Raw genomic sequence first — 13,932 nt, forward strand, 5'->3', positions numbered from 1 at the left:
AAATGAAAACTATCGATCTATCCACCACTACCGTGCGTGACTTCAATCAAGCGCTGCACGATCAAGTCGGCAATGTACAAGAGCACGAATGGGTCGTGACCCATTCCGACGGCAAGCACAACCTTGCTGTCGGCGTGAACGAAACCGTGTCCATCGATATTCAGGGCCATGCCGGCTATTACTGCGCCGGCATGAACCAGAAGGCGAGCATCACCGTCCATGGCAACGTCGGCGTTGGTTGCGCCGAGAACATGATGTCCGGCTACGTCCGGGTCAAAGGCAGTGCTTCGCAGGCGGCCGGTGCCACGGCTCATGGCGGTTTGCTGGTAATTGAAGGTGACGCGGGCGCACGGTGCGGAATTTCCATGAAGGGCATCGACATTGTGGTTGGCGGTAGCATCGGCCACATGAGTTGCTTCATGGGGCAGGCCGGTCGTCTGGTGGTATGCGGTGACGCCGGCGACGCTTTGGGCGATTCCCTGTATGAAACCCACATCTACGTCAAAGGTACCGTCGAGTCCCTCGGTTCGGATTGCATCGAAAAAGAGATGCAATCCGAACACCTCCAAGAGTTGCAAGAACTGCTCAACAAAGCCGGATTCGAGCACAAGGCTACTGACTTCAAGCGCTACGGCTCCGCTCGTCAGTTGTACAACTTCAAAGTCGATAACGCATCCGCGTACTGATCCGCGCGAGGAGAATAGATATGAGTGACAAGACCCCTCCGGTGCTGCGCGAGTCGGCCACCTTCGACCGCCTGACCATTCAGGAAATCCAGCGTGCCGCCGAGACCGGCATCTACGACATTCGCGGTGGCGGTACCAAACGCAAACTGCCGCATTTCGATGACTTGCTGTTGCTCGGCGCAAGTGTTTCGCGTTACCCGCTCGAAGGTTATAGGGAGAAGTGCGGCACTGATGTAATCCTCGGCAACCGTTTCGCCAAGAAGCCGATTCACCTGAAAATTCCGGTGACCATTGCCGGCATGAGTTTTGGGGCGTTGTCAGCCAATGCCAAGGAGGCCCTGGGCCGCGGTGCGACCATCGCCGGCACCAGCACGACCACTGGTGATGGCGGCATGACCCCGGAAGAACGCGGACAGTCTCAGCATTTGGTCTATCAGTATCTGCCATCGCGTTACGGCATGAACCCGGACGACCTGCGTAAGGCTGACGCCATTGAAATCGTCTTGGGGCAGGGCGCCAAACCGGGTGGCGGCGGTATGTTGTTGGGTATGAAAGTCACCGAGCGGGTCGCGGGCATGCGGACTTTGCCGATCGGAGTCGACCAGCGCAGCGCTTGTCGTCATCCGGATTGGACCGGTCCGGATGACTTGGCGATCAAGATTGCAGAGATCCGTGAAATCACCGATTGGGAAAAACCGATTTACGTGAAAATCGGCGCTAGCCGTCCCTACTACGACGTCAAACTGGCGGTGAAGGCCGGCGCCGACGTGATCGTTCTGGATGGTATGCAAGGTGGCACCGCAGCGACTCAAGAAGTGTTCATCGAACACGTGGGGATTCCGATCCTGCCGGCCATCCCGCAGGCGGTTCAGGCTCTGCAGGAGATGGGTATGCACCGTAAGGTGCAACTGATTGTATCCGGTGGAATTCGCAACGGTGCTGATGTGGCCAAGGCCATGGCGCTGGGCGCGGACGCTGTGGCTATTGGCACGGCGGCCCTTATCGCTCTGGGTGACAACCACCCACGACTGGACGAGGAGCTGAAGAAGATCGGCTCGGCGGCTGGTTTCTACGATGACTGGCAGAATGGGCGCGATCCGGCAGGGATCACCACCCAAGACCCAGAGCTCTCCAAGCGTCTGGATCCGGTGGAAGGCGGCCGACGTCTGGCTAACTACCTTCGGGTGCTGGTGCTGGAAGCCCAGACCATGGCACGCGCCTGCGGCAAGTCACATTTGCACAATCTTGACCCTGAAGACTTGGTCGCACTAACAGTTGAATCTGCGGCCATGGCCCGGGTGCCTCTGGCAGGCACTAACTGGATTCCAGGCAAACAATACTGAGTAATCGAATCACGCTCCGCCCCAGAACTCTGTTCTCGGGCGGAGTTTTTATTTGGGGAATGCAGATGCTCGCATCCACGAACAGTCGCGATGCTTACATGTCTGACCCACGGCCAGCGGTGGAAGTGTTTTTAGGGGTAGGGAGTAATACTCAGCGCCAACGTCACCTGCGTATAGCCATTTGCGACCTACAGCATATTTTGCGAGACATCCGTTGCTCTCCAGTCTATGAAAGTGCTGCGATTGGTATAGAGGCTCCGGCCTTCCATAACCTCGTAGTGCGTGGCACGACGTGCCTGCAGCTTCCGAAGCTCAGCCGTGCGCTCAAGGAACTTGAGTTAAAACACGGAAGAAATAGGGAATCACCTGCAGTGGTTACGCTAGATGTGGACATTTTGATTTACGGTGAGCGGGAAGGATGCATTGATGGACGAGTGCTTCCTTGTGACGAACTGATAACGCGTGCTTATGTGCTCAAACCAATGTCCCAACTAGTCCCGGAAAAGCTGCATCCGCTGACTGGTTTGTCCTATGCAAGCCTGTGGGCAGAATTTGAACTCAAAGACTGAATTGGCCTGCTCTGGCGGAACGCTCAGGTCTTGAGCGTCGGTGGGGATATTTGATATCCAATAAAAAAGCGGGCCGAACCATCGACAGTTCAGCCCGCAAAGCCGCTCCTGATCAGGCATTGTTGTCTGGTACCAACAATTCAGGGGCGCTTTTCCCGAGTGGAGTCAGGAGAAGATGACAGTCTTGTCACGGTTGATGAATACGCGGTGTTGCAAGTGATATTTCAGGGCTTTGGAAAGGGCAATAGTTTCGGTATCGCGACCAATTGCAACAAGTGCATCAGGATGGTATCCGTGGTCGACACGTTGTACTTCCTGCTCGATGATCGGGCCTTCGTCCAGGTCGCTGGTAACATAGTGGGCGGTTGCGCCAATCAATTTCACGCCTCGATCATAAGCTTGGTGATAAGGCTTGGCGCCCTTGAATCCTGGCAAGAAGGAGTGATGGATATTGATCGCGCGCCCCGACAGTTTCCTGCACAGATCGTCCGACAGAATCTGCATGTAGCGAGCCAGCACAACTAGCTCAGTACCCGTATCGTCGACGATCTTCATCAGTTCGGCTTCTTGTTGCGCCTTGGTGTCTTTGGTGACCGGCAAATAAACGAAGCGGATACCTTGGCGTTCCGCCATTGGACGCAGATCCAGATGATTGGAGACGATGGCCGTGATTTGCATATCCAGCTCACCTTTATGATGGCGATACAACAAGTCGACGAGGCAATGATCAAACTTGCTGACCATGATCAGCACCTTGGGTGGCTGATCCGAAGAAAAAAGCTCCCAAGTCATGTTAAACGGAGTGGCATTTTCATCGAAGCCCGCGCGCACACCTTCAATGTTAGGTTCGCAGCCATCATTGAAGCGAAATACGGCGCGCATGAAAAAGTTGCCAGTGAACTCATCATCAAATTGAGACAGTTCGCTGATGTAGCACTGTTTTTCAGCAAGGTAAGTGGTAACGGCGGCTACGATGCCCGAACGCGCTGGGCAGCTGATTTTCAAGATGTATTGGGTCATGGATTGGATTTCTTTACGAACGGTTAACAGGGTATCCAGGGCGCCTGCGAGAAGCGCCCGGAGTCATCAGCCTTTAGCGATACGCTTTTTCTTTTCGGGATCATCGAACGGCATGTCGTGTGCGATGGCACCGACTTCGAGGCTGCCTTTCACACGTAGCGGTGACCCATGCACGGCTACAGATTTATTCATTCGTGCAATTGCCAAGGAGCGTTTAGTGAGACGCGAGTACATGGGGCAAGTGATCACGCCGACGTACTGCCCGTCCTGCCATAACGTGTCGCCAGGCTCAGCGGCAACATCCGCGTCGAGTAATACGCCAAAAATCTTGAAGCGTTCCTGATTTTGCAAGCGATAGTGTTCCGTCGCACCGCGGAAATCCTGCTTGCCTGGCGACACCGTGAAATCGAGTCCCAATTCCCACAGCGTGTCGCCCGCTTTCTGGTCGGCAAACGGATACATTTCGGAGTTGTCGTAGGGGAAAAACAGCAAGTAGCTTTCGGTACGCAGCCAGTCCAACGCGGTAAATGCGCAGGGAATGATGCCTCGATCCTTGCCCTGTTCAAGGATGCTGTCCCAGATCAACGGAGCATCGGCAGCCTTGCAGAAAATTTCATAACCGCGCTCACCCGTATAGCCGGTACGCGAGATCATCACCGGACGATCGAACAGCTTGGTCTGTAGGTGATGAAAGTACGGCAAGTCGCGGATACCTGGCACGTGCTCAGCCAGGAAGTCGACGGCTAGCGGGCCTTGAAGGGACAGGTCGTGGAGGTCATCGTCGAACAGTACGGCGACTTGACGACCTTGAGCCTGACGAACCAGGATTTCGTGACCATTCCCCGCGCCATGTACCACCATGAACGAGTTGGGTCCAGTGCGGTAGATCACGCAGTCGTCGGCAAACTTGCCTTCATCGTTGAGCATGCAGGCGTAGACGGATTTACCCGGATAGACTTTGCTGATGTCGCGAGTGGTCGCGTAACTCAGCAGGCTTTCTGCATGCGGCCCCACGTAGTGGACTTTCTTGAGGCCTGACACATCCATCAGGCCCGCACGGGTGCGGATGGCCTCGTGATGGTCAGCCAGATCCGTTGCATAGGTCCAGGCAGTGCCCATGCCGTTCCAATCTTCAAGATTTGAACCGAGCGCCAGATGGCGCTCACGAAGAGCGCTAATGCGCCAAGAGTTTGCCATGATCGTTTCCTTCAGAGAGTGGTGGGAAGGGTCAAACTTGGACGTCGAACTGGCTCAACCACTCAACGAGCGGTTCGCGGTAGTTGTTCATCCCCTTGTACTCGGCAATCGGCTGCGGCAGATCGCGTAGAACGCGATGCAGTCGCGTGGCCCAAGCCGGATTGGTGGTCAGTTCGTTCATACTGGCCAGATAGGTGCGGATCCCGAACATCATTGCGTTACTACGAGGCAGCCTTGCAATGAATTGCTGTTCGACGCGCAAATGCACAAGCTCGCCAGCATTTTCAGTCGTGACACTGCTTCGATCCTTTCCCCACTCGTGGAAAGTCTCGGGTGAGGTGTCCATGCGTGGGTTGATAGTCAGTGTCCAGTTCAATCTCCGTACTGGCTTGTCGACTTGAATATTGAGCAGGTACTTGAGCGCTCGATCGAAAATACCCAGATCGTGGGCCAGCGGCACCGGGGTGTGCCATTGTTTGAAACTCATGCCCGCGTCGAATGCCAGCGACCAGTCGGCCGGGCAGGTAATCATTCCTGCGTCCATGAACAGATCACCGTCACGCTGGTCCAAGAGGGCGACATCGCCTTGCACTTGGCGACTAATGAACTCGAGTGGCTCATAGGGCAGAGTCGTCGCGTCGCCGAAGGTAAAATGCTGATCAATGTCTAGTACATGGTTTTGCCAATGCCAACGATTACCCGTTTGGTTGAGGGTAAACAATTGCGGATAGTCACTGCTCAAATGCTCCATGTACATCTGCAGGGCATCCCACGCCGCGGTTTGCATATGAGGCATCACAAGATAGCGACGCGGATCATTCTGCAGCACGAGCGCACGCTCGGACATTTCAGACCTGTAGTGCTCGTCGATATCAAACCAATTCTCGTAAACGGAGCCTGGATCCTTTGACGTGGCAGGCTCAATGTTCACTGAGTACATGTACTGGTCTTCAGGAAACGGGAACGGAAACCGAGCGATTGCCTCTGGACTGTTGCGGTAAGTGAAATCGCCTCGAAATGTCTCGATGGGTTTCATTTTCAAAGTCATGGTAAAGCTCCAACTGCCGTTCAGAGGTCGATAACGAGTGAGTTGCCACAGCCGCGCGAGACACAGGGCATCAGGCTGCCGCTGCGTTCGATGGAGGTCAGGAAGTTGTCTCTATGATCAACATCGCCGTCTAGAAAACGGGTTACGCATTGCCCGCAAACGCCGCCGCGGCACATGTTGGGGATCTCAAACCCTTGGGCTTCAAGCGCTTCGAGGAGACTTTCGTCACCTTTCACTTCCAGGATTTGTCCCCCATGGGCCAACTTCACACTGAAGGGCTGGCCAGCTTCTGCGCTGGAGAACGCCTCCCAATGGATCCGACCAGAAGGCCAGCCGATGTTGCTGGCCTGTTCCTGAACACTGTTGATAAGCCGCTCCGGACCACATGTGTAGAGGTGACAACCCAGTGGGCGGTCGCGCAGGATGGTCGCTACATCGAGAGGGCGTTCCAGGCTTTCATATAGATTCAGCTTGTTACCCAGGCGCCCTTGGAGATGATCCAGGTAAGCATCCGTAAGACCTTTTCGGTAGGCGTAATGCAGCTCGAAGGAGGCGTGCTGGGCTAGCAGATGTTCGATGTAGGATAGAAACGGGGTTATTCCGATGCCGCCAGCAATCAGGACGTGATGTCTACCTTGTGAGTGAATAGGAAACAGGTTGGCTGGCTTGGTGAGTCGAAGCATATCGCCCACCTTCACCTCGCTGTGCATGTAAGCTGAGCCGCCTCGAGTGGGGGACTGCAATCGAACTGCGATGCGGTAAGTGTCACATTGGGCAGGATCGCCCACGAGCGAGTAAGCATTTCGAAGCGATCTTTCCTCCAGAGGAATGTGCACCTGGATGTGACTTCCCGCCGAGTAAGTCGGTAGTTTCGATTCTGTGGGTTCGAAAGTGAATTCACGGATGACCGGCGTGATGACGCGCACATCCTTGACCCGGACATTGATGAAATTGTTCATGCAACATCCCGCCCGTAAGGCTCGTCGGCGTTCAGACATACACCCAGATAAGCACCTAACCTGCGTGAGAAGTGCGCTCGCACTTCGAGTTCGACTCCACAGTTTTGGCAGGTCACTGTGTGTCGTACCGGCTGCGTTTGAAGGTCTGCGCAATGAACGCAATAAATCAGTTGATGGGTTCTACTTCCGGAATGGCCAAGGGTTATTTCTTCATTTGAAAGCCCTTGGGCAACCGCAAGCGCGTGCAACGTCCATATGAATGATTCATCGCCGAACAGGTAAAGATGGATTCCGATCCTGGCATCTCGTAGCAAATTGAACAGTGCTTGGTGCAGTTCGTTCTTATCTGCAATGGCGGGTGATCCGATGCTTAGCGAAATTAGATCGGTTTCAGCGCCGACTTCCATAATCATCCGGTCGCGGACATCGCTATCCGTCCCATCACTCACGAATACGTGTCGTGTGGCATACCTGTTAAAAACCACAGGGGAATACAGCGGAACGCTTTTGAATGGAGCATGAGGACATACATTTGAATCAGCCATAGCTGCTCTCCGTGATCAACTCTGCGCCGGAATAGGAAAGGCGCGCATTCCGGCTATGGTTTCGTCATGGGCAGTCTTAAAAGTGTGCAGTGATCGAACGTGTGAGGCGTTTGCCGCCTTCTATTGGTGCTGCCTGAAATGCTGAGCCAACCAGTCATCACTCCGCACGATGAAATTTCCTGATGGGATATATAGTTTCCTGCCAGGAATCTCCCTGCAAGCTACTCCTTGGCAGTACCGCTAAAGAGGTAGAGGCGCGGATGGGGTACGAAAATTGCTCTGTTCTTCCAAAACTTTGATCGCGTGATAATTTTTAGGAGGGCGCTTGACTACTTGCATGGCGAACGATTGCCCTCTGGATCAGCAGGCGCAATATCGGTTACAGATCGAGTTGCTGTTCGCGTTGATGAATCGCGTCGACCCGTTGGACGCGGTACAGACATTCGTGGATGCCATTTCAGGCTTGATCCCGCCAATTGAACTTGAGCTCGAGTTCGTCGATCAGTCGCTAGAGTCTGAGGACACCGCAGTGCGTATCCCGCTTTCTGGAAACGGTGTTTTGAGCCTGGCAGCCAAGGGCGCTAATTTGCCGAATGTCCGACCGTGGCTGATCGAAATAGCGCAGTTTATAGACAAGGCGTTAGGGACCGCGCATGGGTTTGCCTCAGCATCGGCCGCTGTAACGTCGACGTCGGCGCCGGCATCGATGATCGCTCGCGACCTGCATGATGGAGTTGCTCAGGAACTTGCCTACCTATCTCTGCAAATGGGCTTGTTAGTACGCAAAATCCGCCAGCCTGAAAAGGCCAGGCCGCTCGCTGAAGAGTTGAGGGCTGGGCTGAGCCGACTTCAGCGGCGGGTCAGAGAGTTGATCAGCCATGCTCGATTAAGCCTTAGCGGAAAATCGTTGCGACAGTCCCTCAGCGAACTGGTGCACGAACTTTCACCGCGCAGTGACATAGTCTTCAATCTGGACAATCGTCTTCCGGATGGCCTCTTGGGTGCCGAGGTGGAACTACAGTTAATGCACATCGTTAGGGAGGCGCTTGTCAATGCAATTCGCCATTCCCGCGCGAAGACCGTCAGCATTGAGTTACGCGCCAACTCCCCCGGCTATGTGCTCATCAAGGTCGAGGATGACGGCGTGGGTTTGCCGCCGAGCGTGCAAGGCTCCGGACACTACGGCATCACCATCATGGAAGAGCGCGCTGCCTCGATTGGCGCTGACTTCGCAATCGCCATCAGGGAGGAAGGCGGGACACGCATCCGTCTGTTCTTTCCAATCACCACTCACGCAGAAGAAGCTAGCCATTGAGCCAGACATCAATTGTACTCATCGATGATCATCCGCTGCTGCGTCGAGGGCTGGCCGAAATGTTTGCCGACACCTGCGACCTCGATGTGATTGGACAAGCAGGGGATGGGCAACAAGGCATTGAGCTGGTGCTCAGGCTCAAGCCGGATTTTGTGCTGCTGGATCTGCACATGCCCGGCATGAATGGATTGCACGTGTTGGAAGAGCTCAAAAGGTTGAAGGTTACCGCCCAGATAATCGTACTGACTGCGGAACTCAATCGAACTGAACTTCTGTGTGCACTTCGGCTGGGGGCTGAGGGATTCATATTGAAGGATACCGACCCGGAGATTTTGCTTGAATACGTTCGCTCTTGCGCTACCGGCAACGCTACCTTGAGCGAAAGTCTGGTGGCTTTGGTCGCCGAACATAATTTTGAGACGGGTACTGTTGATACTAATGCTGTCGAGCAACTGAACTCGTCACTCACTAATCGCGAAAGGCAGACGTTGATGCTAATCGCCCATGGCCGGAGCAATAAACTGATTGCGCGCGATATGCAGATCAGCGAAGCAACGGTGAAGGTCTATGTAAAAAGCCTGATGCGCAAACTCAAAATGCGTTCCCGTCTGGAGCTCGCAACTTGGATGATCCAAAACTCGCCTCCGTCAGGTGGAAAACCCAATGTCTCTCACTGAATCTATGCGCGAGCCAGAGTGGTTGGATGCCCTCCCTGTTCCTGTGATAGTGGTGGGAGAGGACGGTCGAATAGTGCGTCACAACCGTCATTGGAATGGGCGAATGCACTGCACCGTTGGCGATTTTTTTGAATCGGCGGTTCACCACGAAGACAAGGGGAGGTGGCAGGACTTGCTAGTGAGCGCTCGGCTTATGCCTGGTGCGCCGCAGACCCTCGAGCTTCGTTTCATTGACCGAGCGAGCAAGCTGCTTTGGGGCGAGGTCAGCTGCCAGTGTCATGAGGGGCAGCTCTATCTGACCTTTATTGATCGAACAGCGAGCCGCCAGCAGGCCATCCAGATGCAGGCCGACTATCGAAGTGCCACAGACCTGCTTCATAGTCTCCCTGCCCTGGTGTATCGCGGGAGAATCAACCGTGAGTGGACGATGGAATTCGCAAGTAACGGATGCGAGGCACTGACGGGGTATAGCGCACAGTCTATTCGCGACGGCATAAACGGAACCTATGGTCAGCTTATCCTCCCTGAATACGCGGATTATATTTGGGAAGGTGTACAGAGTGCCCTCATGCGAAAAGAGCCTTACGCTCTGACCTACAGAATCCGCTGCGAGAATGGGGAGGTGAAGTGGGTACTGGAGAAGGGAACCGGTATATTCACTGACAGTGGCGAACTACTCGGGATAGAAGGCCTGATTCTTGAAACTGCACCCCCTTCATCCGCTCTTTGGTCGAGAGAATGAAGGAGTTTTTCCGCCTCAAGGCTCTGGCGGGATAATGCACATGATCTTCTGTTTCATTCTTCAAAAACGGTCGGATACCGGGTTGCATTAAGAGGCGTCGCCTTGGAGCCGAACATCAGGTGAATCAGCTTGGCGGGCTTGGGATCCCAGCAAAAGAAACGGCCGATCGAGCGCATTTGTTTCAAGTCCACAGCGATCACCGACTCGACTGGCATAATCGTCTCGGTCCAGAACAAAACGTAGAGGTCTTCAGCTACGTCGAAATACGCACACTTTTCCACATCCGCGAGACCTTTTTCAGCGCCGTTCACACAGTGCCAAGCCATGGTTTCGGGACCGAAATACACATGTTCGTACCAATCGTCCGAGCTGTAGCGGTACAGCACGCGCTTGCCGACTAAACTGGACGACTGCAGAATCGGAGCGCCTCCAGGTAGGCCCTGAACTACGGCCGTCGCAAAATCAGTACGGGTGCGCTTTTCGCCCTCTCGATCATAAAAAGATGAAACGGCTGCGAGCACATCGCCGGTTTCAAGTTTCCAAATGAGCGTTGCCGACTCTTGGTAAGCCGGTTTCAAGAATTCGACGAAGAATATTCCGGTGCGCACTTCGACCGCTTCATACGTGTCGGTCGACGTGAAACCAGTACCTTCGCCTTCAAGAATGGTCCACTTCAAAGTGGTGGCATCAACAAAATTATGTTCAATCACCCAACCGTTGTCGAATTGCAAATTGACGATTTTCCCCGCCAGTGCAGCTGTTGCCGGGTATTTGTGCTCGCCAAAACCGTCGGCCATTTCCGCTAGAGTTGGCCATTGCTCTTCAGGCACGTAGCGCTGAAGTTTGAGTTCTTCTTCAATCTGATAACTCATGGGGGGTCTCCTGATTAAGACGATGGAGGCTTTCGAAAACTCGATGCTATGAACACGCCGCGATAAAGTCTTGGATATCCATGCCATGGCTTGGCTGCTAGTGACAATCTCGTGAAATCAGGCGCACCGTTGCATTCCTGTGCCGCCGAGCAGGGGGGGCAAGTGTTCTTAACAAAGACAATTGAAGTTGGTGGCCGTTGCTTAAAGGTGCTCACTTTCTCCACCGATCACGGAACATGGAGATTAATTATTCCGAGCCCGTGACAGATTCTCAACCATCACTATTCGCGATGCCAGATGCGCAGGTTTTTAAAGGCAGCGAAGAATTAGAAAGGGCGGGGTGCTGACAGAGCAACTCGTTCATGCTTAGGCCCCGCACAGTTCTCGACAGCGCTATTTCGCAAGGAGTGCTTGAGCGAGATGTTCATAGCTGGCGAGCCTGTCTTCAAACCCATGGGTCACGGTGACAATTCCTGCTTCATGCGTGCCAAATGATTTGCAGAGTCGGAGGATTTCCGCACGGCAAAATGAGGCCGAGCCGACGATCATACTCTCCAGCATCTCATCAAATTCGGCACGCAAAGCTGCTGTCATTCGCTGCCTGCGGCGCTCGACTTCCTCTGGACTTAAAAGCGGTTCTCGCGGGCCGCGGCCAGTCATCAGTTTACGATAAACAGCCGTGCCTGCGATGAATCGGGCTTGTTCATCCGTTTCAGCACAGACAACCGCAAGTGCCAGTAGCCGCTGGGGCTTCTGATCATGCCCCGCGTTGACCAGCGCTTGATTGTGATGATCAAAAATTGCCGGCGTGCATGTTTGTGGGGCAATGAACCGAGCCAACGCCAAACCCATTCCCAACTGCCCGGCCAGGCCGGCGCTGCCTCCGCCGGATCCCAACATCCAGAGTGAAGGACACGCGCCGTCATTGGGCGGAAAATGCAATTGCGAAAAAGGGTGGGCGGCCGGAAAGCTGTTTCTCAAGTACGCGCATAGTTGTGCTGCTTGCTCTGGAAAGTGATCCACGTCACTTAGATGCGCGGGGAATGCAAGGGCGGCACTGCTCAACTGACTGCCTCCTGGCGCGCGCCCAACTCCAAGGTCAATGCGTCCAGGAAAAAGCGATGTCAGAAGACGGAAGACTTCTGCGACTTTGTAAGGGCTGTAATGAGTCAGCATTACTCCGCCACTGCCTATGCGCATGTGTTTTGTATGGCTGGCGATGTGAGTCAGAAGAATTTCGGGCGCCGGACCGGCAAACTGAATGCTGCTGTGATGTTCAGCGAGCCAATATCGATGGTAGCCCAATGTGTCACAGGCTTTCGCTAGCTCCAGCGAAGTGTGCGGGGCATGGGTTGGGGGGCGATCGCCATGTATCGGTGTTTGGTCGATCACAGTGAGTTGCACTGACATGGTTGTTGCCTCTTTATCCAGACTGGGATGACTCGCGTGAGGTGAAGTTCGTCACCGCGCCGTTTCGTGACATTCTCGATATCGGCATGTTCACAGGCGTTACTCAGCGCTGCAAGCTTTGGAGGCATACACTATGAAAAGTGCAATCTTCCATCTGGAAGGTGCATTTTTCTCATCGGCGTTGGCTTTCATACTGGGCTCGTATTCTTTTAGTGGTTGTCTTGCAATACCAAGTTGACTAGGGGCTCACCTTGCTCAGTTCGTCACGCCTGTGTTTGTCATGAACGACCGCAACGCATCCAATAATAAGCAGAGTCGAACCATGAAAAAGCCTAATCCCTTGCTCGAAGACCTCAAGTCCCTTCTGCCGACTATCGCCGCCAACGCCTTCCAGGCGGAAGAGGACCGCCAAGTTCCGGCCGAAAATATCGCGCTGTTGAAAACTATCGGCATGCATCGCGCCTTTCAACCGAAGAAATTTGGTGGCATGGAAATCTCCTTGCCGCAGTTCGCTGATTGCATTGCTTTGCTCGCGGGCTCTTGCGCAAGTACTGCTTGGGCCATGAGCCTTTTGTGCACCCATAGCCACCAACTCGCGATGTTCTCTGCCCAGCTGCAGGATGAGATCTGGGGCGATGATCCGGATGCAACCGCCAGCAGCAGCATTGCTCCCTTTGGTCGTACAGAAGAGGTCGAAGGCGGTGTCACGTTCAGTGGTGAGATGGGTTGGAGCAGTGGCTGCGATCACGCCGAATGGGCGATCGTGGGCTTTCGTCGCAAAAACGCTGAAGGTACTCAGGATTACTGTTTTGCAGTGCTGCCTCGCAGCGACTATGAGATCCGCGATGACTGGTACGCCATCGGTATGTGCGGCAGTGGCAGCAAAACGCTGATCATCGACAAGGTCTTCGTTCCAGAGCACCGTATCCAGAAAGCCAAGGACATGATGGAGGGCAAGTCCGCCGGGTTCGGCTTGTACCCGGACAGCCAAATTTTCTACTCCCCGTACCGTCCGTATTTCGCCAGTGGTTTCGCCACCGTGAGCCTAGGTGTAGCTGAGCGCATGCTCGATGTGTTCCGCGAGAAGACCAAAAACCGCGTTCGCGCATACACCGGTGCGGCGGTGGGCGCGGCCACCCCGGCGTTGATGCGCTTGGCGGAATCCACTCATCAGGTGGCTGCGGCGCGCGCGTTCCTGGAAAAAACCTGGCAGGAACACGCCGAGCACAGCGAGGCGCACGTGTATCCGAATTCTGAAACCTTGGCGTTCTGGCGCACTAACCAAGGCTATGCCACCAAGATGTGTATCCAAGCTGTTGATCGGCTGATGGAAGCGGCTGGCGGTGGTGCCTGGTTTAAAACCAACGAGCTGCAGCGCTTGTTCCGTGATTCGCATTTGACCGGCGCTCATGCCTACACCGACTACGACGTCTGCGCACAAATCCTTGGCCGCGAGCTGATGGGCCTAGAACCTGATCCGACCATGGTCTGATCGGTCTTCACAAAGCATCGCGCTACTTACATAACAACAATCAGGGTTGCCGTTCAG

The 13,932-nt window shown here is 54.5% G+C and carries 14 protein-coding genes; 7 read left to right on the forward strand and 7 right to left on the reverse strand.

Translation table 11 applies throughout. The features are described 5' to 3' along the window. Nucleotides 1-2 precede the first annotated feature (2 nt). The 3 genes from ACEN2T_RS10820 (at nt 3) to folK (ending at nt 2,598) form a co-directional block, all read left to right on the forward strand. Nucleotides 3-686, forward strand: coding sequence for a protein glxC (locus ACEN2T_RS10820; RefSeq protein WP_442116719.1), 684 nt, complete (start codon nt 3-5; stop codon nt 684-686). A gap of 20 nt (nt 687-706) precedes the next feature. After that, nucleotides 707-2,029, forward strand: a complete 1,323-nt coding sequence (locus ACEN2T_RS10825; protein ID WP_068578966.1) for an FMN-binding glutamate synthase family protein — start codon at nt 707-709, stop codon at nt 2,027-2,029. A gap of 65 nt (nt 2,030-2,094) precedes the next feature. Then, a complete protein-coding gene (folK, locus tag ACEN2T_RS10830) occupies nt 2,095-2,598 on the forward strand; it encodes a 2-amino-4-hydroxy-6-hydroxymethyldihydropteridine diphosphokinase (protein ID WP_164823656.1) in 504 nt (167 codons plus the stop codon). A gap of 165 nt (nt 2,599-2,763) precedes the next feature. On the opposite strand, the gene purU is transcribed toward folK, so the two are convergent. The 5 genes from purU to ACEN2T_RS10855 form a co-directional block, all read right to left on the reverse strand. Then, entirely contained in the window at nt 2,764-3,618 is an 855-nt protein-coding gene (gene purU, locus ACEN2T_RS10835; protein WP_068578968.1) for a formyltetrahydrofolate deformylase, read from the reverse strand. 66 nt (nt 3,619-3,684) lie between these two features. Further along, nucleotides 3,685-4,815, reverse strand: a complete 1,131-nt coding sequence (locus ACEN2T_RS10840) for an aminomethyltransferase family protein (RefSeq protein ID WP_265535112.1) — start codon at nt 4,813-4,815, stop codon at nt 3,685-3,687. Between the two features lie 31 nt (nt 4,816-4,846). Next, the gene (locus ACEN2T_RS10845; RefSeq protein ID WP_442116720.1) at nt 4,847-5,863 is read right to left on the reverse strand and encodes a heme-dependent oxidative N-demethylase family protein; all 1,017 of its coding nucleotides are present in this window, start codon (nt 5,861-5,863) and stop codon (nt 4,847-4,849) included. Nucleotides 5,864-5,883: 20 nt separating this feature from the next. Then, on the reverse strand, nt 5,884-6,822 hold the full coding sequence (locus ACEN2T_RS10850; RefSeq protein WP_442116721.1) for a PDR/VanB family oxidoreductase: 939 nt from the start codon (nt 6,820-6,822) through the stop codon (nt 5,884-5,886). Next, nucleotides 6,819-7,367: a dimethylamine monooxygenase subunit DmmA family protein gene (locus ACEN2T_RS10855; protein WP_183701921.1), complete on the reverse strand. Its 549-nt coding sequence runs from the start codon at nt 7,365-7,367 to the stop codon at nt 6,819-6,821. Before ACEN2T_RS10855 ends, ACEN2T_RS10850 begins: the two co-directional genes overlap by 4 nt. 337 nt (nt 7,368-7,704) lie before the next feature. Here ACEN2T_RS10855 and ACEN2T_RS10860 point away from each other — a divergent pair, with 337 nt between their 5' ends. The 3 genes from ACEN2T_RS10860 to ACEN2T_RS10870 all read left to right on the forward strand — a co-directional run bounded on the left by ACEN2T_RS10860 (nt 7,705) and on the right by ACEN2T_RS10870 (nt 10,101). Further along, nucleotides 7,705-8,682, forward strand: a complete 978-nt coding sequence (locus ACEN2T_RS10860; protein ID WP_442116722.1) for a sensor histidine kinase — start codon at nt 7,705-7,707, stop codon at nt 8,680-8,682. Beyond that, on the forward strand, nt 8,679-9,359 hold the full coding sequence (locus ACEN2T_RS10865; protein ID WP_183701915.1) for a response regulator: 681 nt from the start codon (nt 8,679-8,681) through the stop codon (nt 9,357-9,359). The genes ACEN2T_RS10860 and ACEN2T_RS10865 overlap by 4 nt, the downstream gene beginning before the upstream one ends. A 103-nt stretch (nt 9,360-9,462) precedes the next feature. Continuing rightward, complete coding sequence (locus ACEN2T_RS10870; RefSeq protein WP_442116723.1) at nt 9,463-10,101, forward strand: PAS domain-containing protein; 639 nt, start codon at nt 9,463-9,465, stop codon at nt 10,099-10,101. A gap of 53 nt (nt 10,102-10,154) precedes the next feature. Here the strand turns inward: ACEN2T_RS10870 and ACEN2T_RS10875 are convergent, their stop codons facing one another. Further along, a complete protein-coding gene (locus ACEN2T_RS10875; protein ID WP_183701912.1) occupies nt 10,155-10,973 on the reverse strand; it encodes a molybdenum cofactor biosynthesis F family protein in 819 nt (272 codons plus the stop codon). Between the two features lie 393 nt (nt 10,974-11,366). Continuing rightward, a complete protein-coding gene (locus tag ACEN2T_RS10880; RefSeq protein WP_068578985.1) occupies nt 11,367-12,383 on the reverse strand; it encodes an MsnO8 family LLM class oxidoreductase in 1,017 nt (338 codons plus the stop codon). A gap of 322 nt (nt 12,384-12,705) precedes the next feature. On the opposite strand from ACEN2T_RS10880, the gene ACEN2T_RS10885 reads away from it, so the two are divergent. After that, nucleotides 12,706-13,875, forward strand: a complete 1,170-nt coding sequence (locus ACEN2T_RS10885) for a p-hydroxyphenylacetate 3-hydroxylase oxygenase component (RefSeq protein ID WP_183701905.1) — start codon at nt 12,706-12,708, stop codon at nt 13,873-13,875. Nucleotides 13,876-13,932 lie beyond the last annotated feature (57 nt).

It is taken from the genome of Pseudomonas sp. W22_MBD1_FP4 (assembly GCF_052113765.1).
GTDB lineage: Bacteria > Pseudomonadota > Gammaproteobacteria > Pseudomonadales > Pseudomonadaceae > Aquipseudomonas > Aquipseudomonas sivasensis.